The sequence below is a fragment of the Rathayibacter sp. AC451 genome (genome assembly GCF_979253095.1).
Window position 1 is genome coordinate 126,113 of the sequence record NZ_CEEDBD010000001.1, and the last position, 20,951, is coordinate 147,063.

Consider the following 20,951-nt stretch of genomic DNA (forward strand, 5'->3'; position numbering starts at 1 on the left):
GAACCGGGAGTCCCATCGTGCCGTCGTGGATCCCTCCGCGCGCCTCCGCCGCCGCCCGCTCCGTGATCGCGGGGGCGCGCCGCTCGCCCGTCGCCGTGGCGGTCGTGTCCCTCCTCCTGGTCGCGAGCACCCTCGCCGGAACGACGGCGGGACCCGCCTCGGCGCTCACCGGGCAGACGTGGGCCGCGGGACCGGGCACGACCCTCGCCGGGCGCCCCTGGACGGCGGTGACGGCTCTGCTCATCGCCTCGGATCCGCTGCAGCTCGTCCTCGACGCGGTCCTGGTGCTCCTGGTGCTCGTGATCGCCGAACGGCGCCTCGGGCCGCTGCGCACCGCGCTCTCGTTCGTCGTCACGGGCGCGATCGGAGTGACGACCGGGTCGCTCCTGCAGGTCGTGGGAGCCGCGGCAGGCGAGTGGTGGGCGAGCGACACCCTCGGCGACCTCACCTTCGATCCTCTGATCGGGGCGGTCGGCGCGCTGATGGCTTCCACGGCCGTCACGGGTGCGCTGTGGCGCCGCAGACTGCGGGTGACGACCTTCGCCGTCGTGCTGATGTTCGTGCTCTACGCCGGCGACTCCGCCGACGTCCACCGCCTGCTCGCCGGGCTCGCGGGTCTCGTGCTCGGCGCGGTCCTGTCGGGCGGAGTCGCAGGGCTCCGCCCCCGCCGGATCGCACCCAGCTCGCATCGCGAGTCGCGGGGCCTCCTCGCCGTGATCGTGGCGGTCACCGCTCTGGGACCGCTGGTGGCCGTGCTCTCCGACTCCGGGTACGGTCCCTTCTCGTTCCTCGGCCGACTGCTCCAGAACGCGTTCACCGGGACGGGTGACCTCGAGGACCCGTGCACCCGCCTCGCGCGGCACTGCACGCACCACGTCAGGCTCAGCCTCGCCGAGCCCGGAGCGATCCTGCTGGCCTTCGTGCCGATGGTCCTGCTGCTCGTGGCCGCCGGAGGCCTGCGGTCCGGGCGGCGCCTCGGGCTCGTCCTCGCCCTCGGTGTGAACGGCGCCATCGTCGTGCTCGACGTCCTCTCGCTCCAGCGGACGGCACGGCACCCCGAATTCGCGCACTACACCGAGTACCTGCTCTGGGTGGCGACGACCGTTCTGGTGCCGCTCGCGGTGATGGCGCTCCTCATCGGCGGGCGGCGCCACTTCCGGATCCGCGCCCCGCGCGCGGCCGCCCGACGCTGGCGGCGCGTCGTCGCCGCGTCCTTCGCCGTCGGGCTGGGCGGCTGCCTGGCCCTCGCCTTCGCCGCGCGGTCGAGCTTCGAGCCGGCCGTCGGCACGGCCCGGCTCGTGGTGGACGGCCTGCTGCGCTTCGTCCCCGTGGTCTTCCTGGGCGGAGCCGGACGGATCGCCGTGCCCCGGGAGCCGCTCGCGCGGTCCGTCTTCGAGTGGGTCGGACCGGTGTTCTGGCTCGTGGTCATCATCGCCGTCCTGGCGCTGCTGCGGGCGACGGACGCCGAGCGGCTGCACGGCGACGAGGCGCGGTACCGCGGGATCCTGGCCCGGCACGGTGCCGGCAGCCTGGGTCATCAGGGCACGTGGCAGGGCAACGACCACTGGATCGCTCCGGACGGCGAGGGCGGCGTGGCCTACCGCGTCGTGGGAGGGGTGGCGATCGCCCTGTCCGATCCTGCCTGCGCTCCCGGGTGCCGCCGCGAGGTGGTCGACGGCTTCCTCCGTCACTGCGACGAGCACGGCTGGTCGCCCGTCTTCTACAGCGTGCACGACGAGCTGCTGCCCGTGCTCGGCGCCCTCGGCTGGTCCGCGGTCTCGGTCGGCGAGGAGACCGTGATCGACCTCGCCGGCTTCGAGCTCACGGGCAAGCAGTGGCAGAAGGTGCGCTACCCGCTCAATCGCGGTCTGAAGCTCGGCATCCGGGCCGAGTGGACCACCTGGCCGGAGCTGTCGCTCGCCACCGCGAACAGCGTCGTCGACCTCTCGGAGCGCTGGGTCGCCGAGAAGGCGCTGCCCGAGATGGGCTTCACGCTGGGCGGTCTCGACGAGGCGCGCGATCCCGAGGTCGCCCTCCTGCTCGCCGTCGGCCCCGACGGCGTCCTGCAGGGCGTCACCAGCTGGCTGCCGGTGCGCCGCGAGGGCGCCGTCGTCGGCTGGACCCTCGACTTCATGCGCCGCTCGGACGATGCGATGCCGGGGATCATGGAGTTCCTGATCGCCTCGGCGGCCCTGCGGGCGAAGGAGGACGGTGCCGAGTTCGTCTCGCTCTCGGGTGCGCCGCTCGCGACCGCTCCGGTCGCGGACGGCGAGGAGCCGCCGGAGCCGACCGTGCTCTCGCGGCTGCTCGAGTTCCTCGCGCGGACTCTCGAACCGGCGTACGGATTCACGTCGCTGTTCCGCTTCAAGGCGAAGTTCCACCCCCGCTACGAAGGCCTCTGGCTCGCGTACCCCGACGCGCTGCGCCTCCCGCAGATCGGGACCGCCCTCGCCCGCGCGTACCTGCCCGACCTCTCGGCGCGCGACGCCCTCGCCTTCGCTCGCGCACTGGGCGCACGCCCGGAGGCTCGGGAGGCTGTCTCGGAGACGACCGCGGCCTGAACCGCCGGTCGCTCGGTGCGGTCGGCGCCCGCCTACAGGCGCAGCTCGCCCGCCACGACCCGGCCCGCGACGACGGTGAGCGCGGTCGAGTGCGAGCGGGCGTGCCGCCGCAGGAGCTGGAACGCCTCGTCGGGCGAGATCTCGCGGGCGTAGGCGACGGCTCCCTTGGCCTGCTCGATCAGCACCCGGCTGTTCAGAGCGTGCTGGAGCTGGCTGCGCACGGTGTCGCTCTCGACGAGCGCGCGCTGGTGCAGGATCCCGATCGTGGCGACGTCGGCGAACGCCTGCACGACGGCGACGTCCTCGTCGGGCAGCGTCCCCGTCTCCGTGCGGAACAGGTTCAGCGAGCCGATGCATTCGTTCCGCAGCCGCATGGGCACGCAGTGAACGGAGCGCAGCCCCAGCTCGAGGGCCCGATCGCGGAAGGGCCCCCACGCCGCTCGCACGTCCTCGATGTCGGCGACGATGATCGCCTCGCCCGTGGTGAGGCACTCGAGGCAGGGCCCGGCCTCCTCGCGGAGCTGGAGGAGCCCGATCAGCCGCGAGTCCTCGTCCGTCGACGCGAGGACCTCGGCGACCCCGTTCGCATCGCGCAGGACGATGCCCGCGGACGCCGCGTCGAACAGCGAGACGCTGCGGTCGACGAGGGTCTGGAGCAGTTCGACCGTGTCGTAGTCGTCGACGAGGGTGTCGGAGAGAGTCACGAACGTCTCGATGAGGTCGTGCTCCCGTGTGCGGGCCGCCATGCTGTCGATCCTAGATTTCGAGGGGGAGGAGGGGGAAGCCGGTGCGGCGGTCGACGATCTCCTCGGCGACCTCCGAGACCGGGCGGCCCTGGGCGAACGCGTGGGCCCGGAGCAGCAGGAGCGACTCGTCGGCAGTGATGCCGTGACGGGCGAGGATCATGCCCGTCGCCTGGTGGACGAGCCGCCGCGAGTGCACGTTGGCGCTCGCCTCGCCCGCGTCGTCGGTGAGCACCTGGGCGACGACGCGCAGGGCCGTTCCGGGAGATCGGGAGCGGATGCGCTCGATGTCAGCCGTCGAGAGGGGGGCGGCGCGGACGTTGTAGAGGTCCACCACTCCCACGTCGAGCCCGGCGATGCGCAGCGGGAAGGCGTAGACCGAGGCCAGTGGCAGCAGACCCGCCTCCGCCGAGAACAGCGGCCAGCGGTCGGCCTCGGCCCGGACGTCGACGACGAGCACCGGGGTCCTCCGGCGGGGAGGCCTCCCAGCAGGGTCCCTCGCCGAGGTCGAGCTGGATCTCGTCGAGCCGAGCGGCGACGTCGTCGGTCGCCGAGACGGTCTCGCCCCCGAAGGAGGAGCCGATGGTCGAGATGGCGGCACCCCGCACCGGGAAGTCGTCGGTGTACGAGATCGACAGGCGGGCGAGGGAGTCCGCGGTCATCCTCGCCCTCCCTCCGTCGCCGACGGTCGATGCCGTCGGCGCCCACGCTAACAGGGCGGCGGCGCGGCCCGGGGGCCGCTGCCGCCGACGCCTCAGAGCGGGATGTTGCCGTGCTTCTTCGCGGGCAGGTTCGCGCGCTTGGTGCGCAGTGCCCGCAGCGCCTTGATCACGCTGACCCGGGTCGCGGAGGGCTCGATGACCCCGTCCAGCTCGCCGCGTTCGGCGGCGAGGAACGGGCTCGCCACGTTGTACGTGTACTCGTTCGCCAAGCGCGTGCGGACGGCGGCGACGTCCTCGCCCGCCTCCTCGGCCTTCTTGATCTCGGTGCGGTACAGGATGTTGACCGCACCCTGGCCGCCCATGACCGCGATCTCGGCGGTGGGCCACGCGAGGTTGATGTCGGCTCCCAGCTGCTTGGAGCCCATGACGATGTAGGCGCCGCCGTAGGCCTTGCGCAGGATGACGGTGACCAGCGGCACCGTCGCCTCGGCGTACGCGTAGAGCAGCTTGGCGCCGCGGCGGATGACGCCGGTCCACTCCTGATCGGTGCCGGGGAGGTAGCCGGGCACGTCGACGAGGGTGAGGATCGGGAGGGAGAACGCGTCGCAGAAGCGGACGAAGCGCGAGGCCTTCTCTCCAGCCTCGATGTTGAGGGTGCCGGCCATGGCGCTCGGCTGGTTCGCGATGATGCCGACCGAGCGGCCCTCGACCCGGCCGAAGCCGATGACGATGTTGGGGGCGAACAGCGGCTGCACCTCGAGGAAGTCGCCCTCGTCGACGATGTGCTCGATCACGGCGCGCATGTCGTACGGCTGGTTGGGGCTGTCCGGGATGACCGTGTCGAGGAAGCGGTCCGAGTCGGTGGTCTCGAGGTCGACCTCGTTGTCGAAGACCGGGGCCTGCGAGAGGTTGTTGTCGGGGAGGAAGGAGAGCAGCGTACGCGCGTAGTCGAGCGCGTCGTTCTCGTCGCTCGCGAGGTAGTGCGAGACTCCCGAGATCTTGTTGTGCGTGAGCGCCCCGCCCAGCTCCTCCATGCCCACGTCCTCGCCCGTGACGGTCTTGATCACGTCGGGGCCGGTGACGAACATCTGGCTGGTCTTGTCGACCATGATCACGAAGTCGGTCAGCGCGGGGGAGTAGACGGCGCCACCGGCCGCCGGTCCGCAGATGATCGAGATCTGGGGGATCACGCCGCTCGCCGCGGTGTTGCGCCGGAAGATCTCGCCGTACTTGCCCAGGGCGACGACGCCCTCCTGGATCCGCGCTCCGCCGGAGTCGAGGATGCCGATGATCGGGACGCCCGTCTTCAGGGCCAGATCCATCACCTTGATGATCTTCTCGCCGGCGACCTCGCCGAGGGAGCCGCCGAAGATCGTGAAGTCCTGCGAGTAGACCGCGACCTGACGGCCGTGGATGGTGCCGGTGCCGGTGACCACGGCATCGCCGTAGGGCCGCTTCTTCTCCATGCCGAAGGCGTGGGTGCGGTGGCGGACGAACTCGTCCAGCTCCACGAACGATCCCGGGTCCAGCAGCGTGTCGATGCGCTCGCGGGCCGTCATCTTGCCCTTGGCGTGCTGCTTCTGGATCGCGGCCTCGCCGCTCGCGGTGACCGCCTCGTGGTATCGGGCCTTGAGGTCGGCGATCTTCCCCGCGGTCGTGTACATGTCGGGCGCGGGACGTTCGATGTTCGCGGTCACCCGCTCACCTTACCGGCGGGGGTGGGGGCGGCCCCCTTGTCGTCCGGCCACAGGGAGCGCGGCCCGGGACGGGAGGATGTCGACAAGCACCGCTGCTCCAGCGGGCGGACGGGAGGCGCGGGTACCGTGGCGGGATGCAGCTCCCGCTCTCCCGCTCCGTCTCCCCGCAGGTGCTCTGGCTCGAGAGCGCGGGGTCGACGAACGACGTCCTCCGCGAGCGAGCGACGGCGGATCCCGCCGGGTGGCCGCACCTGTCCGTCGTCGCCACCGACGACCAGCGCGCCGGCCGCGGCCGTCTCGGGCGCGTGTGGCAGGCGCCGCCCGGGCGCACGCTGGCCGCGTCGATCCTCGTCGACGCGTCTGCTCTGCCGGCCGCGGCGGCCGGCTGGCTGCCGCTCGTCGCCGGCGCCGCTCTCGCCCGGGCCCTGGCTCCGCTCGTCCACGTGCCGGTCGCGGTGAAGTGGCCCAACGACGTGCTCCTCGACGAGCGCAAGACGTCCGGGATCCTCGCCGAGCGGCTGCCCGACGGGCGCGTGGTCCTGGGCACCGGGGTGAACCTGCTCCTCGGCGAGGACGAGCTGCCCGTGCCGACCGCGACGTCGCTCTCGCTCGTCGGGGCCCGCAGTACCGACGCGGACGCGGTCCTGGCGGCGTACCTCACTGAGCTGTCGGCTCTGCTCGCGCCCCTGCTGGCACGGGGCGACGCGGAGGCGGCGGGCACCGCGGACGCCGTCCGGGAGCGCTGCGGCACGCTCGGGCGTCGCGTCCGCGTGGAGCTGCCGGACGGCTCCGTCCTCGAGGGCGACGCCGTGGCCCTCGACGCCGACGGGAGCCTCGTCGTCGATCTGCCGGCGGGACGGCGCTCGTTCTCGGCGGGCGACGTCACGCACCTGCGCCAGTGAGCACCCTCCGATGACCGGGGAGCGCGAGCTCGCGCGGCTCGCCCCGCGGGCGCGGAAGGCCGTCGCTCCCGTCGTGGGGCTCCTGCTGCTGACCTGGACCGGCTTCTACTTCGCCGCGCAGTTCGACCTCGCGCTGCAGCGGTGGATCATCGCGATCGGCACCGCCGTCCTCGTCCTCCTCCTCTGCGCTCCGGCACTCGCCCGCTGGGCGGGCATCCGCTACCGGATCACCCCGCAGAGGCTGCACGCCCGCCGCGGTCTCGTCAGGGTGCGCCGCGCGGTCGTCGACTTCGACCCGCGGATGAGCGTGAGCGTGTCGCGGACTCCGGCCCAGCGGCTGGCGCGCTGCGCGGACGTCCACCTGGTGCAGGACGGCGAGGACGTGTTCGTGCTCCGGGACCTGCCGGACCCGGAGCTCACCGCCTCCGTGCTCCTGGAGGCGATCACGGCGGCGCCGATGCCGGTCCCGGAGTGGCCGGACCCCCTCCCGCCGGAGTGATCCGTCCGGACTCCCCGTCGGTACCATGGTCCCGCCCCGCGCCAGCGGGCGGAGACGGAGGAGCACCATGCGCGTCGGCGTGATCGGAGGCGGCCAGCTCGCCAGGATGATGATCCCCGAGGCCGTCGAGCTCGGGATCGAGATCGCCGTGCTCGCCGAGACCGTGGGAGCCCCCGCGGCGCTCGCCGCGACGCAGGTCGGCGACTACCGCGACGAGGCCACCGTGCTGGCGTTCGCCGAGACGGTCGACGTCGTGACGTTCGACCACGAGCACGTGCCCCAGCCGATCCTGCGCGAGCTCGTCGCCCGCGGGATCGCCGTGCACCCCGGTCCCGACGCCCTCCTCTACGCGCAGGACAAGCTGCTCATGCGCCGCAGGCTCGCCGACCTCGGCCTCCCGGTCCCCGACTGGGCGGAGGTCTCGTCGGCCGACGAGCTGGCGGCGTTCCTCGCCGATCACGGCGGCCGCGCCGTCGTCAAGACCGCGCGCGGCGGCTACGACGGCAAGGGGGTGCGCGTCGTGCGCGGCGCGGCGGAGGCCGACGACTGGTTCGAGGCGCTCGCCGAGGACGGCCGGGGCGGCTCGCTCCTCGTCGAGGAGCTGGTCGAGTTCCGCCGAGAGCTCGCGCAGCTCATCGCCCGCCGGCCCTCGGGCGAGACCATGCTCTGGCCGGTGGTCGAGTCGGTCCAGCGCGACGGGGTCTGCGCCGAGGTCTTCGCGCCCGCCCCGGCATCGGCCGGTCGTGTCGCGGCGGCCGCCGCCGAGATCGCCGAGTCGATCGCCGAGCGCCTGGGCGTCACCGGTGTCCTCGCCGTCGAGCTCTTCGAGACGACGGACGACCGCATCCTGGTGAACGAGCTGGCGATGCGGCCGCACAACAGCGGGCACTGGACCATGGACGGATCGACGACCTCGCAGTTCGAGCAGCACCTGCGCGCGGTCCTCGACCTGCCGCTGGGCGCGACGGGCTGCCGGGACCCGTGGACCGTGATGGTGAACGTGCTCGGCGGGCCGGTGGGGGAGTCCCTCACCGATCGCTACCCGCGCGTCCTCGCCGAGCACCCGGGCGTGAAGGTGCACAACTACTCCAAGCAGCCGCGCCCCGGGCGAAAAGGTCGGCCACGTGAACGCGACCGGCGACGAGCTCGAGAGCGTCGTCTACGAGGCGCGAGCCGCGGCGGCGCTTCTCACCGACTGACACGTACCATGGTGGCCGTGACGAGCCGACTGACGACCCCCGCCCCCGCCGGAGACCCCACGTGAGCGCGGACGCGCTCGTGAACGGATCTGCGCCCGTCGTCGGCGTCGTCATGGGCTCCGACTCCGACTGGTCCGTCATGCAGGCCGCCTCGACGACCCTGTCCGAGTTCGGCGTGGCCCACGAGGTCCGGGTCGTCTCGGCGCACCGCACCCCGGAGGCGATGATCGCCTACGGTCGCGACGCCCGGTCGCGCGGCCTGAAGGCGATCATCGCGGGCGCGGGCGGTGCCGCGCACCTGCCCGGGATGCTCGCGGCGGTGACTCCGCTGCCCGTGATCGGCGTGCCGGTGCCTCTCGCCCGGCTCGACGGCCTCGACTCCCTCCTCTCGATCGTGCAGATGCCCGCCGGCGTCCCCGTCGCGACCGTCTCCATCGGCGGAGCCCGCAACGCGGGGCTGCTCGCCGTCAAGATCCTCGCCACGGCCGACGACGCCCTCTCCGAGAAGCTCGTCGCGTTCGCCGCGGACCTCGAGACCCAGGTCGCCGCGAAGAACGACGCCCTGGTGGCGAGCCTGTGACGGCGGTGTCCCTGCCGCTGCGCCATCCGGACGTGCGGTCCAGCACGTTCATGACGCGCCGAGCCTGGTGGCTGCTGGTCGGCAACTTCCTGGTGCCCGGCTCCGCCCAGGTCCTCGCGGGCAATCGCCGGCTCGGCCGGCTCGGGCTCGCGTTCACCCTCGCGCTGTGGACCGCTCTGCTGGTCGCGGTCGCCCTCTACTTCGTCTTCCCGACGGGGCTCTACACCCTCGCGACGTTCGATCTGTCGATGCTGGCGCTCCAGGCGGCGCTCGTGATCTACGCGGTCGTCTGGCTCGTGCTGACCCTCGACACCCTGCGGCTCATCCGGGTCGTCCGCGTGCGGCCGAGGATGCGCGGGGTGCTGGCGTTCGCGACCGTCGCGCTGCTGGCCGTCTCGGTCGGCACGGCCGGAGTCGGCACGTACCTCCTCGGCGTCACGCGCGGCACTCTCTCGTCGATCTTCGGCGGGGGCGCGATGGAGGCTCCGGTCGACGGCCGGTACAACATCATGCTGCTCGGCGGCGACGCCGGCGAGGACCGGGAGGGGCTGCGCCCGGACAGCGTCTCGGTCGTCAGCCTCGACGCCTCCACCGGCGAGGCGACGATCATCGGCCTGCCCCGCGACTTCCACAACATCCCGTTCCCGGACGGGAGCCCGATGCACGAGCTCTACCCGGACGGCTACAACACCTACAACTGCAACGTCGACGTCTGCCAGCTCAACTCCATCTACACCGAGGTCGAGCTGAAGAACGCCGAGCTCTACCCGGACGCGGTCGCCGACGGGAGCGAGCCCGGCATCGAGGCGATGCGCGACGCGGTCGAGGGGATCCTCGACCTCCCCGTGCAGTACTACGCGCTCATCGACATGGAGGGCTTCGCGCAGCTCATCGACGCGCTGGGCGGGATCGACGTGACCTACGCGGGTCCGGATCCGCTGCCGCTGGGCGGCCTGCCCGACTCCGACGGCGTCATGCAGGGCGTGAACCAGTGGATCGACCCCGGCGACTGGCACTTCAACGGCGAGCAGGCACTCGCCTACGCCCGCTCGCGCTACACGACGAGCGACTACGACCGGATGAACCGGCAGCGCCAGGTGCAGGAGGCGCTGCTGCGCCAGTTCGAGCCGGCCAACGTGCTCTCGAAGTTCCAGGACGTCGCCGCGGCGGGATCCCAGGTCATCAAGACCGACGTGCCGCAGGGGATGCTGGGCTACTTCGTGCAGCTGGGGCTGAAGACCAAGGGCCTGCCGGTCTCCTCGGTCGAGATGGTGCCGCCGGCGATCGATCCGACGGACCCCGACTACGACCTCGTGCACTCGATGGTGCGCGAGGCGCTGTTCCCCGACTCCGGGGAATAGCTCGACGGGCCCCGCGGGTCGTCAGATCTCGGCGTGCAGCGCCCAGACGCGCTCGGCGGAGTCGCGCCAGCTGAAGGCGCGCGCACGGTCGCGACCGGCGATCGACAGCCGCTCGCGCAGCGCGGTGTCCGCGAGCACGCTGCTCATCGCGAGGGCGAGGCGCTCGGGGTAGTCCTTGGCGACCGCGCGCTCCACGGCCACTCCGGCATCGGCCGCGACCTCGAGCAGGGCGGGGTCGTCGGAGTGGATCACCGGCACACCGAAGTGCATCGCCTCGAGCACCGGGAGGCCGAAGCCCTCCGCGATGCTGGGGTAGACGAAGAGCGTCGCGCGGGACAGGACGACGGCGAGGTCGGCGTCGCTCAGCACGCCGAGGGCGCGCACCCGGTGCTCGTCCAGACCCTGCTCGTCGGCGACCGAGGCGATGTCGAGCTCGCCCCACCCGGTCGGCCCGACGATCAGGAGGGGGATCTGCGGGGCGGACGCGCCCTGGAACGCCGTGATCAGCGAGACGAGGCCCTTCCGGGGCTCGAGGGTCCCGACGCTCAGGACGTACTCGTCCGGCAGTCCGAGAGCCGCAGCGCGCTCGTCGGCGTCGTCGGGCAGCACGAGAGCGGAGCCGACGGCGCCGCCGATCACGCGCAGCCGGTCGCCGAAATCGAGGACCTCGGACAGCTGCTGGGCGACCGCGTGGGTGGGCACGACGACGGCGTCGGCGTGCTTGCGCGCCCGCTTCGCCATGGCGCGGTGCCATTTCGCACCGTGGGGCGTCAGCGTCTCGGGGTGCGTCCACGGCACGGTGTCGTGGATGGTCACGGCGATCTGCTCGCCCTCGCGGCCCTCGTGACTCCGCAGCGGTGCGAAGAGGCTGGGTGCGTGCAGCATGCCGCCGCCGGCCGGGATGCCGATGCCGTACTGCCACGCCCGCGAGAGCTCGCGCCGACCCAGGTGCAGTCGGTGGATGCGGGCGAGACCGGGGAGGCGCTGCCGCAGCTCCTCCTCCTTCTCGGGCGGATGCGCCGAGACGACGGCCTCGACCTCGCAGTCGCGCGGAGCGGTCGCGATGAGCTCCCGGGTCAGCTCCTCGGTGTACCGGCCGATGCCGCCCGGGACGCGGGCGAGCATCTGGTCGACGACGACGCGCAGGGTCGTGGTCACGGCGTGACCGCCTCGAGGGGGCGGCGGCGAGCGCGTCCTCCCACGAGCGCAGCGGAGCGAGGCCCGCCCGGCTCCAGCCGTCGTGGCCGAGGACGGAGTAGGCGGGGCGCGGGGCGGGGCGGACGAAGCTGCCGCTGTCGGTCGGGCGGATCCGCTCGGGGTCGAGCCCGGCCTTCTCGAACACGGCGCGGGCGAAGCCGAACCACGTCGTCTCGCCGGCGTTCGTGCCGTGGTAGACGCCCGACGGGGCGGCGGAGTCGATCAGCTCGATCATCCGCACGGCCAGGTCGCCCGTCCAGGTGGGCTGTCCGCGCTGGTCGTCGACGACGGTGAGAGTCTCGTGCGAGCCGGCGAGGCGCACCATGGTCTTCGCGAAGTTGCCGCCGTGCGCCCCGTAGAGCCAGGCAGTTCGGACCACGTAGCCGCGCTCCGGGTTCGCGGCGAGCACGAGCTCCTCGCCCTCGGCCTTGGTGCGGCCGTACGCCGAGATCGGCTCGCGCGGGTGGTCCTCGCGGTACGGGCTCGTCGCGGATCCGTCGAAGACGTAGTCGGTCGAGACCTGCACGATCGCCGCGCCGATCTCGGCGGCGGCCAGGGCGAGGTTCTGCGCACCGAGCGCGTTGACCCGGCGCGCCTCCTCCTCGTCGCTCTCGGCGTCGTCGACGCGGGTGTAGGCGGCGCAGTTGAGGACCGCGTCGTGCCCCGCGACCGCGGCGCGCACGGCGTCGAGATCGGTGACGTCGAGGTCGCGGCGGCCGAGGGCCGTGACGGGTCGATCGCCGAGTGCGGAGCGGAGGTCGGTGCCGAGCATGCCGGAGGCGCCCGTGAGGAGGAAGGTCACCCGTTCATCATGCCGGAGGCGCCGTCCGGCGAGGAGGGGGCGCACCGCGCCCGACGGGGAGGTGCCCCCGCACGGGCGTCGCGTCCTGGAAACACGCGCTCGTTACACTGGCCCCCGTGCAGATCCGCGAACTCGACATCCCCGACGTCTATGAGATCACTCCGCGTCAGTTCCCCGACGACCGGGGGGTGTTCTTCGAGTTCTACCGTTTCGACCACCTGGCCGAGAAGGTCGGCCACCCGCTCTCGCTGAAGCAGGGCAACACCTCCGTGTCCAAGCGCGGCACCGTGCGGGGCATCCACTTCGCGCAGATCCCGCCGTCGCAGGCGAAGTACGTGTCGTGCTTCTCGGGCGCGGTGCTCGACTACGTCGTCGACATCCGGGTCGGGTCGCCCACCTTCGGGCAGTACGAGACGATCCTGCTGGACGACGTCGACCGCCGCTCCGTCTACATCTCCGAGGGCATCGGCCACGCCTTCGTCGCCCTGACCGAGGGCGCCGTCGTCTCGTACCTGGTGAACTCGACCTTCGACCCGGTGCGGGAGAAGGGGATCGACCCGCTCGACGAGCAGATCGGCCTCCGCTTCCCCGCCGAGGCGGGCGAGCTGCTGCTCTCGCCGAAGGACACCGACGCCCCGACCCTGGCCGAGGCCGAGGCGCAGGGCCTCCTGCCGACGTGGGACGAGGCTCGGGCCTACTACTCGGGTCTCGACGAGCAGGAGGCGGGTCGATGAAGGGGATCGTTCTGGCGGGTGGGTCGGGGTCGCGGTTGTGGCCGATCACGAAGGGCATCTCGAAGCAGTTGATGCCGATCTACGACAAGCCGATGATCTACTACCCGTTGTCGACGTTGATGATGGCCGGGATCGATGAGGTCCTGGTGATCACGACGCCGGAGTACAACGACCAGTTCCGGGCTCTGCTGGGCGACGGATCGTCGTTGGGGATGTCGATCTCGTATGCGGTGCAGGAGTCGCCGGACGGGTTGGCGCAGGCGTTCCTGATCGGTGAGGACTTCATCGGCGACGACTCCGTCGCGCTGGTGCTGGGCGACAACATCTTCCACGGGACCGCTTTGGGCACCGCGTTGGCGGCGAACACGGTCATCGAGGGTGCGGTGATCTTCGCGTACCAGGTCGCGGATCCTCGTGCGTACGGGGTGGTGGAGTTCGATGGCGAGTTCCGGGCTCTGTCGATCGAGGAGAAGCCCGAGACGCCCAAGAGCAACTACGCGGTCCCGGGTCTGTACTTCTACGACAACGACGTCGTCGCGATCGCGAAGACGATCGAGCCGTCGGCTCGGGGGGAGTTGGAGATCTCGACGATCAACGAGCGCTACCTCGAGTCGGGCCGGTTGAACGTGCAGGTCCTGGACCGTGGGACGGCGTGGTTGGACACGGGGACGTTCGATTCGATGATCGAGGCGACCGAGTTCGTGCGGGTGATCGAGCAGCGTCAGGGGTTCAAGATCGGCTGCATCGAGGAGATCGCCTGGCGCCACGGCTGGATCGACGACACCCAGCTCGCCGACCTCGCCGCACCCCTCGTCAAGAGCGGCTACGGCGCCTACCTCAAGCGGCTGCTCGAACTCGGGCGCTGACGAGCGCCTCCGCTCTGCCTCAGCGGTGAGGGCGGAGGCGCATCAGCCCCACTCGGGCGAGCAGCCCGATGCGCACCCCGAGACGCACCGGCGCCAGGTACCAGGCGTCGTACTTCTGCGCGAGGTAGAGGTAGGCGCTGCGGTGGTGCACCGCGAGCATGCGCGCGGACGCGAGCCGCGTCGAGTGGCCGCCGAGGTGCGACACCAGGGCGTCCGCCAGGTAGAGGTTCGTCCAGCCGAGTCGGCCAAGCGAGTCGCCCAGCTGCACGTCCTCGAAGTACATGAAGTAGCGCTCGTCGAAGCCGCCGATCTGCTCGAACGCGGTGCGGCGCACCATCACGCAGGCGCCCGAGAGCCAGCCGGCCGTCATGCTCCCGTGCTCGAGGGTGCCGACCGCTCGGGAGCGGCGGTACCGGGCCGACCACGGGTTGCCGGGCCAGACGTGCGCGAAGAGGGCGTGACCGACTCCGGTGCGCAGCGACGGCAGGGCGCGCGCCGACGGGTACACGGTGCCGTCCGAGTCGAGGATGCGCGGGCCGATCGAGCCGATCCGGGAGTCGGCGGAGGCCGCGGCGTAGAGAGCGTCGATCGAGCCGGGGAGGAACACGGTGTCCGGGTTCGTCACCAGGATCCACTCGTACTCCGGACCCAGGCGGTCGACGGCGTAGTTGACGGCCTTGCCGTAGCCGAGATTCTCGCCCGTCTCGTGGAACACGACCTCGGGACGACGCTCGACGACCCTGCGCACCGAGTCGTCGGTCGTCGCGTTGTCCACGACGACGACGTGCACGTCGTGCTCGGTCGCCTCCGGGATCGACTCGAGGCACGCGCGCAGGACCTCACCCGAGAAGTGGGTGACCACGACCACCGCGATGGGCAACGTCGAGCGGGCGATGGGAGCCTCCGGAGGTGCGGCGTCGACGGGCGAAGGCTCCGTCGGAAGAACTCGACGAGGCTAGCACGGGGCCCGAGAAGCGGCCCTGAGCCTCAGCGGGTGACGTCGAGGGGCTCGCCGGCGACGGCGACGGCCGCCGGGGACACGGTCTCGAGCGCGGGCACCGGGGGCGTCGCGGAAGCGCGGAACACGACGAACTTGTACATGCAGAAGTTCCAGATCAGGCCGACGAACACCGCGAACGCCTTGGCCACGTTGATCGCGAGGAACGCGTTCTCGCCCGAGCTGGGCAGGAAGAGCAGGGAGTTGCCGAAACGGGTGTCGAAGAACACCTCGAAGCCCCAGATGACGACCGACTGCAGGACCAGCGAGCTGAAGCCCGTGACGGCGAAGAACTTCGCGAAGGTCGACCACTTGATGCGACCCGGGTGACGGAACACGAAGAAGTGGTTGAGCGCGTACGAGATCGTGATGCCCAGGAGCACCGAGAAGACGTTCGCGACCAGGGTCGGCAGGTGCAGCAGCAGGATGAGCGCGTTGAGGACGAGGAAGTCGAGCGCGGTGTTGGTGCACCCGGCCAGGAGGAAGCGCACCTTCTGCGAATCGAGCACGCGCCGCACGCCGCGCGCACCGGTGCCGCGCGCCTCGGCGCGGGCAGTCCGGACGGTGCTCCTGCGAGCACTGCGATCCGGTTCGCGGTGGGGCATGTGCGGGGTGTCCTCCGGGCTCGTCTCCATCGGCTCGGACGAACACGACGGAATCGACACTACGCACTGGATCTGAAGAGTGACCCCCTCGCAGGCGAACGGCGTCTGAGAAGTCGTTCCACGGACATCCACTCGGCGGAAGGGCCGCGGAAGCGCTGATAATGTTCGGCTGCCCGCGTCCACCGCCGCCGCCGTCCCGGTACGAATCGGATCCTGATGCTCTCGCTGACACTCGTCGTCCCCACCTACAACGAAGCCGCCGACATCGGCGAGCTCCTCCGACGGCTCGCGGAGGTCGCCGCCCGGGAGGCGGACACCGTCGTGCGCGTGGTCGTGGTCGACGACTCGTCGCCCGACGGCACCGCCGAACTGGCTCGCGAGGTCGGTGCGGGCCTCGTCTCCGACCGGTTCTCGGTCGAGGTGCTCGTCCGGGCCGAGAAGAAGGGACTCGGAGCCGCCTACCTCTGGGCGTTCGAGCGGATCCTCTCCTCGGAGCACCCGCCCGACGCGATCCTGCAGATGGACGCCGACCTGTCGCACGATCCGAAGTACGTGGCGCGATTCCTCGAGGAGGTCCGTGCGGGAGCGGATCTGGTCGTCGCGTCGCGCTACGTCCGCGGCGGTGGCACGCCGGACTGGACCCTGGACCGCAAGCTGCTGAGCTGGGGCGGCAACATCTACACACGACTGCTCCTGGGCTCCCGGCTCACGGACTGGACCGGCGGCTTCAACCTCTTCAGCACGGAGCTCCTGCGGCGCATCCACGTCGAGGACGTCGACGCGTCCGGGTACGGCTTCCAGATCGCCCTCAAGCACCGGGCCCTGCGCGAATCGAAGCGGACCAGGGAGGTGCCCATCGTCTTCGTCGACCGCACGCACGGCACGTCCAAGATCCCGCGCGACACCCTCGCGCGGAACCTCCTGCTCGTCCTGCGGCTCCGATTCTCGCGGCGGCGCTGATGGGGGAGCCGATCGCAGGAGGTTCCGACCCCGCCGGGAGACGCCGTGCGGCCGTCGCGCGGGAGGTGCTGAGCCTCGTCGTCGTCACCGCGTCGGCGATCGCGACCCTCGCCGTGCTCGTCTCGGGTCCGTGGCGCCACTACATCCTCTACGAGGGGGACTCGCTCGCGCTGCCGCTGCTGCTGCGCACCGACGTCGATCCCCTGCACTGGGTGATGACGAGCCAGATCTTCCTCTTCCCGGAGATCCCGCTCCACCTGCTCAGCCGACTGCTGGGCGGGTCCGTCGAGGGCTCGCTCCTCGTGAACGCGGTGCTGAACGTCGTCGTCCTCTACGCCCTCCTCCGCGCTCTCGCCTCGCTGGTCGCCCCGCGGCGGCCGCAGGCGGTGGTCGGCGCCGTCGTCGCGACCCTGCTCCTGCTGGTGCTCGTGCTGACGGAGGGGCGGGCGCTCAACAACGAGGGCGCCCTCGCCACCACGTTCCTGCTGACGACGTACTACGGAGGGGTCGTCCTCTCGGGGCTGGCCTGCCTCGCCCTGGTGCTCCACGCGTTGCGCCGCCGGCGGGACGGCCGCTCCGTCGTCGTGCCCGTGGTGCTCGCCCTCGTGATCGGCGCGCTCACGACCCTCTCGAATCCGCTGTTCGTGCTCGTGGTCGTCGCTCCGTGGCTGGCCTCGGTCGTCCTGCTCGCGCTGGTGCGCGTCGTGCCCGTGCGCGCGGCGATGCTCCTCGCGGCGCCCGTGGTCGGCTCGGCCGTCCTCGGCTACGCGTCGCGCGGGCCGTTCGAGCGCTTCGTCGCCGTGGACGCGAGCACCTACCTCCACCTCGAGCGGATCCGCTTCGCCGCGGGGGCGCTCCGGCTGCAGGTGCAGTCGGTCGCGTCGACTCCGGCGGGCGTGCTCGAGCTCGTCCTGCTGGCGGCGCTGCTGGTGGTCGTCCCCGTCGTCGTCCTGCGCTCCGCGCGCCGGAGGGGGACGACCCGGACGTCACGGCCGCGCTGCTCACCGTGTTCCCCGTCGTCGCCGCGCTCGCGATGCTGTCGGGGCAGGTCGTGACCGGGAGCACTGTCACGCGCTACCTCATGCCGGTCGCCGTGTTCGCCGTTCTGCCCGCGCTGGTGCTCGTCGCGCGCGCGGCACCGAGGACGCCGCGGCGCGGGGTGCGCCGTGCGGGTGCGGCGATCGCCGCGGTCGCCTCGCTCGTCGTCGCCGCGGTCGCGCTGCCGTCCGTGGCGTCGGCGTCCGCGGGCACTCGGGACTCGTCGTCCGAGCGGTGCCTGACCGACTGGATCGGCGAGCGCGAGCTGGCCGGCGTCGGATCCTTCTGGACGGTGCGACCGCTGCAGCTCTACGGCGATCCGCGCCTCGAGCTCGTCCAGGTGAACTTCGACTTCTCGGCGCAGCTCTGGATGAGCAACATCGACGACTACGAGCGCCGGCCCTTCACCTTCGTCCTCGCCGACCACGATCCCGACTGGGGAGTGCTGGCGACGCGGGCGCTCGGCGAGCCGCTCGCCGTCGTGCCCTGCGGGGAGTTCGACATCTACGATTACGAGGGCGGTCCCGGCGCGGCCGAGCTGAACCGCCTGGTGGGCGAGAGCATCGACCGGGCGAAGGAGGATCGTGACTTCTGACACGGCCGCGCCGCGCTCTCCGCCGCTCCCGACCGCTCCTCGTCGAGGTCGCCTGGGCGGCAGGAGCCGCGGTGGTGCCGATCCTCGCCGCGGCACTCGCCCTGGGCCTGGACCCCGGCGACCTGGCCCGCCGGTGGACGGCGGGCGGTGACGACCAGATCCTGCACTACTTGCTGTTCACGAGCGCGACGCAGTCCTTCCCGTTCGCGACGAACGGGGCGCTGGGCTTCCCCGACGGGTTCAACGCCTTCTTCAGCACGCAGTTCGACCTGGCGAGCGCGCTGACGGTCTCGGTCCTCGGGCTCGCGATCCCGAACGGGATCGTGCTGCTGAACACGTTCTACCTGCTGACGTTCGGCTCGGTCGGAGCCGCCGCCTACCCGTTCTTCCGCGTCCTGCGCGTCCGCCCCTGGCTCTCCGCCGCTCTGGCGGTCGTCTTCGCCCTCGCTCCGTACCACTTCCTCCGCGTCGCCTCGGGGCACGCCTTCCTCGCGAACTACTGGACGATCCCGCTGCTCGGCATCCTCGTGCTGGCGGTCGCGGGGGAGTCGACCGATCCGTTCCGCCGCTGGGCGCGCTCCTCGACGAGCCGCCGCTCGGCGCTGCTGCGGAGGTGGGCCGCCCCCGCCGTCGTCGCCCTGCTCATCGCCAGCGGCGGCGGCTACTACTACGTCTTCGCCGCGATCGTGGTCGGCGGCGTGTGGGGGATCGGCGCGGTCTCCCGCCTGGTCCGCGGAGGAGGGCTGCGCTCCGCGCTGGGGGGAGCGGCGCCCGTCGTCGCCCTCGCCGTCGTGATCGGCGCCGAGCTGCTCCTGCTCTCGCTGGGCTACGGAGAGCGCTACGCGCCGTACTTCGAGGGCAGGCGGATCGCGGAGTCGGAGCTGTACGCCGGGAAGTTCCTGCCTCTGCTGTTCCCCTGGGCTGCGACAGGGATCCCGAAGCTCGGCACGATCTCGGTCCTCTACTACGCGGAGTCCGGCTCGAGTCCGATGACCGAGCCGCCGGGCCTGCCCCTGATCGCGTCGCTCGCCCTCGGGGTCCTCCTGGCGGCGCTGCCCGTCCTGGCGCTCGGTGGTGCAGGACTGCGGCGCTCCGCCGTCGGACGCCTGCTCGACGACTCCCGCTTCCGCGTGCTGGCCGCGGCCACGCTCTGGACCCTGGCCTTCTACCTGCTCACGGGTCTCGGGATGGCGTTCGCCTTCCTCGTCGGTCCGACGATCCGCGCCTGGTCGCGATTGAGCATCGTCCTGTGCCTCCTCGCGCTGGGCGCACTCGCGCTGGCGCTCGAGCGGATGCGCCGGCGCTCCCTCGTCGTCGTGGCGAGCCTGCTCGCGCTGGTCGCGGTGTCCGATCAGCTCCTGGGCGTCCGCGAGGACCTGCCGGTCGATCCCGTGGCGGACGATGAGGTGGTGCAGCTGGTCGACTCGGTCGACGACGCTCTGCCCGACGGGTGCGGAGTCGTGCAGCTGCCGATCAAGAGCTTCCCCGACACCGGTCCGATCGGCGGCATGCGCGACTACGACGAGGCGCTGCCCTACCTCTACACCGACGACGCCGCGCTGCGCTGGAGCTACGGATCGATCGAGGGCACGACCGGCTTCGACGTGTGGGACGGCTCCGGATCACCGGCGTCGTTCGCCGAGGCGGTGCGCGGGAGCGGAGCGTGCGCGGTCCTCGTCGACACCGCGGCCTACCCCGAGGACGCCGAGGCGTGGCGGTCGCTGGTCGGCGCCGTGTCGCCGGACCTGGACCCCGAGGTGGCCTCGAGGGTGCCGGCCGCTGGCTCCTCTTCGAGGTGCCCGCGCAAGGCTGACGCGTCGATCCTGCCGTCATCCGACACCGGTCGCCCGCGAGGGCCCGTCCTCCGATGGGGGCCGTCTGCGAGGGGGTCAGCGGACGACGACCGACAGCGAGAAGGTCAGGACCCAGAGCAGGCCGAGGACGAGCAGCGGCTTGTCGCCCAGGACCGTGTCCTCCGGCGAGCCCGCCTCGGCGCGGTCGATCTCGTAGGCGTAGCGCAGGAGGGCGACGGCGAAGGGGATGATCGAGATCGTCGTCCAGGCCACGGCCGAGTCCGGGGCGGAGAGCTCGAAGGCCCAGAGCGTGTAGGCCACGAGGGCCACTCCGGCCGCCGTCTGCCAGACGAAGCGGAGGTAGCCCGGGCTGTACGCGGCGAGGCTGCGGCGCGTCTCGCTCGAGCCCTCGAGCTGCCGCTTCTCGGAGTAGCGCTTGCCCGCCACCATGAAGAGGGACCCGAAGGCGGTCACGAGCAGGAACCACTGCGACGGCGTGACATCGGTGGCGAGACCACCGGCGACGGCGCGGATGAGGAAGCCGCTCGAGACGATGACCAGGTCGAGCACGACCACGTGCTTCAGCCAGACGCAGTAGCAGACCTGCAGCGCGATGTAGAGGATCACGATCGTGAAGAACCCGAAGGTCCCGTAGACCAGGGCCAGCACGGGCGCGAGGATCACGAGCACCACGAACGCGACCCAGGCGAGCGGGACCGGCAGGCGGCCCGAGGCGATCGGGCGGAAGCGCTTCTTCGGGTGCGCCCGGTCGGCCTCGACGTCGAGCAGGTCGTTCAGGAGGTAGATCGCCGAGGAGGCGAGGCACATCACGACGAAGGCGATCGCGACCCGCAGCAGCACGGGCGGCTGCAGGAGGATCCCCGCGGCGAGCGGGGCGGCGATCACGAGGATGTTCTTCACCCATTGGCGGGGACGCAGGCCGGCGATGAGACTCGTGAGCATGTGAGGGGTTCCTGAGACGGGGCGGAGGCCGCGTGAGCGGGGCGAGGGGGCCGATCCGAACGGACGACACCGACACCCTAGTCGCAGCCGGCGACGGCGGTCCGCGGACGCGGCTTGCTAGGATCGTCGCCGCCGTCGCCCGCAACGGCTCAGCCCGGTCGCCGCTCGGTCGCACCGCCTTCGGAGGGGATCCGCGC

Annotated in this window: 19 protein-coding genes and 2 pseudogenes; 11 read left to right on the plus strand and 10 right to left on the minus strand. The window is 71.8% G+C overall.

Annotated features, from left to right (window positions below; genetic code table 11):
* Window positions 1–17: 17 nt before the first annotated feature.
* Complete coding sequence (locus AC0CID_RS00605; RefSeq protein ID WP_465225418.1) at window positions 18–2,561, plus strand: bifunctional lysylphosphatidylglycerol flippase/synthetase MprF; 2,544 nt, start codon at window positions 18–20, stop codon at window positions 2,559–2,561.
* Between the two features lie 32 nt (window positions 2,562–2,593).
* Here AC0CID_RS00605 and AC0CID_RS00610 read toward each other — a convergent pair whose 3' ends face one another.
* The 3 genes from AC0CID_RS00610 to AC0CID_RS00620 form a co-directional block, all read right to left on the minus strand.
* Entirely contained in the window at window positions 2,594–3,307 is a 714-nt protein-coding gene (locus tag AC0CID_RS00610; protein WP_465225419.1) for a GAF and ANTAR domain-containing protein, read from the minus strand.
* A gap of 10 nt (window positions 3,308–3,317) precedes the next feature.
* Complete coding sequence (locus AC0CID_RS00615; protein ID WP_465225420.1) at window positions 3,318–3,764, minus strand: ANTAR domain-containing protein; 447 nt, start codon at window positions 3,762–3,764, stop codon at window positions 3,318–3,320.
* Window positions 3,765–4,058: 294 nt separating this feature from the next.
* The gene (locus AC0CID_RS00620) at window positions 4,059–5,630 is read right to left on the minus strand and encodes an acyl-CoA carboxylase subunit beta (protein ID WP_207402922.1); all 1,572 of its coding nucleotides are present in this window, start codon (window positions 5,628–5,630) and stop codon (window positions 4,059–4,061) included.
* Window positions 5,631–5,797: 167 nt separating this feature from the next.
* Between AC0CID_RS00620 and AC0CID_RS00625 the strand changes: the two genes are divergently transcribed.
* The 5 genes and pseudogenes from AC0CID_RS00625 (at window position 5,798) to AC0CID_RS00645 (ending at window position 10,204) form a co-directional block, all read left to right on the plus strand.
* On the plus strand, window positions 5,798–6,565 hold the full coding sequence (locus AC0CID_RS00625; protein ID WP_465225421.1) for a biotin--[acetyl-CoA-carboxylase] ligase: 768 nt from the start codon (window positions 5,798–5,800) through the stop codon (window positions 6,563–6,565).
* Between the two features lie 10 nt (window positions 6,566–6,575).
* Window positions 6,576–7,064 carry a PH domain-containing protein gene (locus AC0CID_RS00630; RefSeq protein ID WP_465225422.1) on the plus strand — a complete coding sequence of 163 codons (489 nt, stop codon included), beginning with the start codon at window positions 6,576–6,578 and terminating at the stop codon, window positions 7,062–7,064.
* 25 nt (window positions 7,065–7,089) lie between these two features.
* A pseudogene (locus AC0CID_RS00635) lies at window positions 7,090–8,263 on the plus strand (5-(carboxyamino)imidazole ribonucleotide synthase).
* A gap of 112 nt (window positions 8,264–8,375) precedes the next feature.
* The gene (purE, locus tag AC0CID_RS00640; RefSeq protein ID WP_465228018.1) at window positions 8,376–8,843 is read left to right on the plus strand and encodes a 5-(carboxyamino)imidazole ribonucleotide mutase; all 468 of its coding nucleotides are present in this window, start codon (window positions 8,376–8,378) and stop codon (window positions 8,841–8,843) included.
* A gap of 50 nt (window positions 8,844–8,893) precedes the next feature.
* Complete coding sequence (locus AC0CID_RS00645; protein WP_465225423.1) at window positions 8,894–10,204, plus strand: LCP family protein; 1,311 nt, start codon at window positions 8,894–8,896, stop codon at window positions 10,202–10,204.
* A gap of 21 nt (window positions 10,205–10,225) precedes the next feature.
* On the opposite strand, the gene AC0CID_RS00650 is transcribed toward AC0CID_RS00645, so the two are convergent.
* Window positions 10,226–11,362 (minus strand): glycosyltransferase family 4 protein, encoded by a 1,137-nt coding sequence (locus AC0CID_RS00650; protein ID WP_307786046.1) that lies wholly within the window; start codon window positions 11,360–11,362, stop codon window positions 10,226–10,228.
* A gap of 19 nt (window positions 11,363–11,381) precedes the next feature.
* Window positions 11,382–12,203: pseudogene (gene rfbD, locus AC0CID_RS00655) on the minus strand (dTDP-4-dehydrorhamnose reductase); the annotation flags it as partial.
* A 116-nt stretch (window positions 12,204–12,319) separates the two neighbouring features.
* Between rfbD and AC0CID_RS00660 the strand changes: the two are divergent.
* Both AC0CID_RS00660 and rfbA read left to right on the plus strand, forming a co-directional pair.
* Entirely contained in the window at window positions 12,320–12,937 is a 618-nt protein-coding gene (locus AC0CID_RS00660) for a dTDP-4-dehydrorhamnose 3,5-epimerase family protein (RefSeq protein WP_207402893.1), read from the plus strand.
* Window positions 12,934–13,803, plus strand: a complete 870-nt coding sequence (gene rfbA / locus AC0CID_RS00665) for a glucose-1-phosphate thymidylyltransferase RfbA (protein WP_465225424.1) — start codon at window positions 12,934–12,936, stop codon at window positions 13,801–13,803. Before AC0CID_RS00660 ends, rfbA begins: the two co-directional genes overlap by 4 nt.
* A 19-nt stretch (window positions 13,804–13,822) precedes the next feature.
* Here rfbA and AC0CID_RS00670 read toward each other — a convergent pair whose 3' ends face one another.
* Together AC0CID_RS00670 and AC0CID_RS00675 are read right to left on the minus strand one after the other, a co-directional pair.
* On the minus strand, window positions 13,823–14,683 hold the full coding sequence (locus tag AC0CID_RS00670) for a glycosyltransferase family 2 protein (RefSeq protein ID WP_465225425.1): 861 nt from the start codon (window positions 14,681–14,683) through the stop codon (window positions 13,823–13,825).
* Between the two features lie 107 nt (window positions 14,684–14,790).
* Window positions 14,791–15,405, minus strand: coding sequence for a GtrA family protein (locus AC0CID_RS00675; RefSeq protein ID WP_465225426.1), 615 nt, complete (start codon window positions 15,403–15,405; stop codon window positions 14,791–14,793).
* Window positions 15,406–15,621: 216 nt separating this feature from the next.
* Here AC0CID_RS00675 and AC0CID_RS00680 point away from each other — a divergent pair, with 216 nt between their 5' ends.
* The 3 genes from AC0CID_RS00680 to AC0CID_RS00690 are packed head-to-tail and all read left to right on the plus strand — an operon-like array spanning window position 15,622 to window position 17,998.
* Window positions 15,622–16,365 (plus strand): polyprenol monophosphomannose synthase, encoded by a 744-nt coding sequence (locus AC0CID_RS00680; RefSeq protein ID WP_465225427.1) that lies wholly within the window; start codon window positions 15,622–15,624, stop codon window positions 16,363–16,365.
* The gene (locus AC0CID_RS00685; RefSeq protein WP_465225428.1) at window positions 16,365–17,420 is read left to right on the plus strand and encodes a hypothetical protein; all 1,056 of its coding nucleotides are present in this window, start codon (window positions 16,365–16,367) and stop codon (window positions 17,418–17,420) included. Before AC0CID_RS00680 ends, AC0CID_RS00685 begins: the two co-directional genes overlap by 1 nt.
* Window positions 17,417–17,998, plus strand: coding sequence for a hypothetical protein (locus AC0CID_RS00690; RefSeq protein ID WP_465225429.1), 582 nt, complete (start codon window positions 17,417–17,419; stop codon window positions 17,996–17,998). Before AC0CID_RS00685 ends, AC0CID_RS00690 begins: the two co-directional genes overlap by 4 nt.
* 166 nt (window positions 17,999–18,164) lie before the next feature.
* On the opposite strand, the gene AC0CID_RS00695 is transcribed toward AC0CID_RS00690, so the two are convergent.
* The 3 genes from AC0CID_RS00695 to AC0CID_RS00705 form a co-directional block, all read right to left on the minus strand.
* Window positions 18,165–18,335, minus strand: coding sequence for a hypothetical protein (locus AC0CID_RS00695; RefSeq protein ID WP_465225430.1), 171 nt, complete (start codon window positions 18,333–18,335; stop codon window positions 18,165–18,167).
* 159 nt (window positions 18,336–18,494) lie between these two features.
* Window positions 18,495–18,644, minus strand: coding sequence for a hypothetical protein (locus AC0CID_RS00700; RefSeq protein ID WP_465225431.1), 150 nt, complete (start codon window positions 18,642–18,644; stop codon window positions 18,495–18,497).
* Between the two features lie 1,243 nt (window positions 18,645–19,887).
* A complete protein-coding gene (locus tag AC0CID_RS00705; RefSeq protein ID WP_465225432.1) occupies window positions 19,888–20,754 on the minus strand; it encodes a decaprenyl-phosphate phosphoribosyltransferase in 867 nt (288 codons plus the stop codon).
* Window positions 20,755–20,951 lie beyond the last annotated feature (197 nt).

Coding starts and splice junctions, on each gene's coding strand:
- AC0CID_RS00630 (WP_465225422.1), top strand. CDS start 6,576: ATGACCGGGGAGCGCGAGCTCGCGCGGCTCGCCCCGCGGGCGCGGAAG.
- AC0CID_RS00685 (WP_465225428.1), top strand. CDS start 16,365: ATGGGGGAGCCGATCGCAGGAGGTTCCGACCCCGCCGGGAGACGCCGT.
- purE (WP_465228018.1), top strand. CDS start 8,376: ATGGGCTCCGACTCCGACTGGTCCGTCATGCAGGCCGCCTCGACGACC.
- AC0CID_RS00680 (WP_465225427.1), top strand. CDS start 15,622: ATGCTCTCGCTGACACTCGTCGTCCCCACCTACAACGAAGCCGCCGAC.
- AC0CID_RS00625 (WP_465225421.1), top strand. CDS start 5,798: ATGCAGCTCCCGCTCTCCCGCTCCGTCTCCCCGCAGGTGCTCTGGCTC.
- AC0CID_RS00675 (WP_465225426.1), bottom strand. CDS start 15,405: ATGCCCCACCGCGAACCGGATCGCAGTGCTCGCAGGAGCACCGTCCGG.
- AC0CID_RS00610 (WP_465225419.1), bottom strand. CDS start 3,307: ATGGCGGCCCGCACACGGGAGCACGACCTCATCGAGACGTTCGTGACT.
- AC0CID_RS00705 (WP_465225432.1), bottom strand. CDS start 20,754: ATGCTCACGAGTCTCATCGCCGGCCTGCGTCCCCGCCAATGGGTGAAG.
- rfbA (WP_465225424.1), top strand. CDS start 12,934: ATGAAGGGGATCGTTCTGGCGGGTGGGTCGGGGTCGCGGTTGTGGCCG.
- AC0CID_RS00645 (WP_465225423.1), top strand. CDS start 8,894: ATGACGCGCCGAGCCTGGTGGCTGCTGGTCGGCAACTTCCTGGTGCCC.
- AC0CID_RS00700 (WP_465225431.1), bottom strand. CDS start 18,644: ATGAGCAGGGCGACGACGGCGGGGGCGGCCCACCTCCGCAGCAGCGCC.
- AC0CID_RS00620 (WP_207402922.1), bottom strand. CDS start 5,630: ATGTACACGACCGCGGGGAAGATCGCCGACCTCAAGGCCCGATACCAC.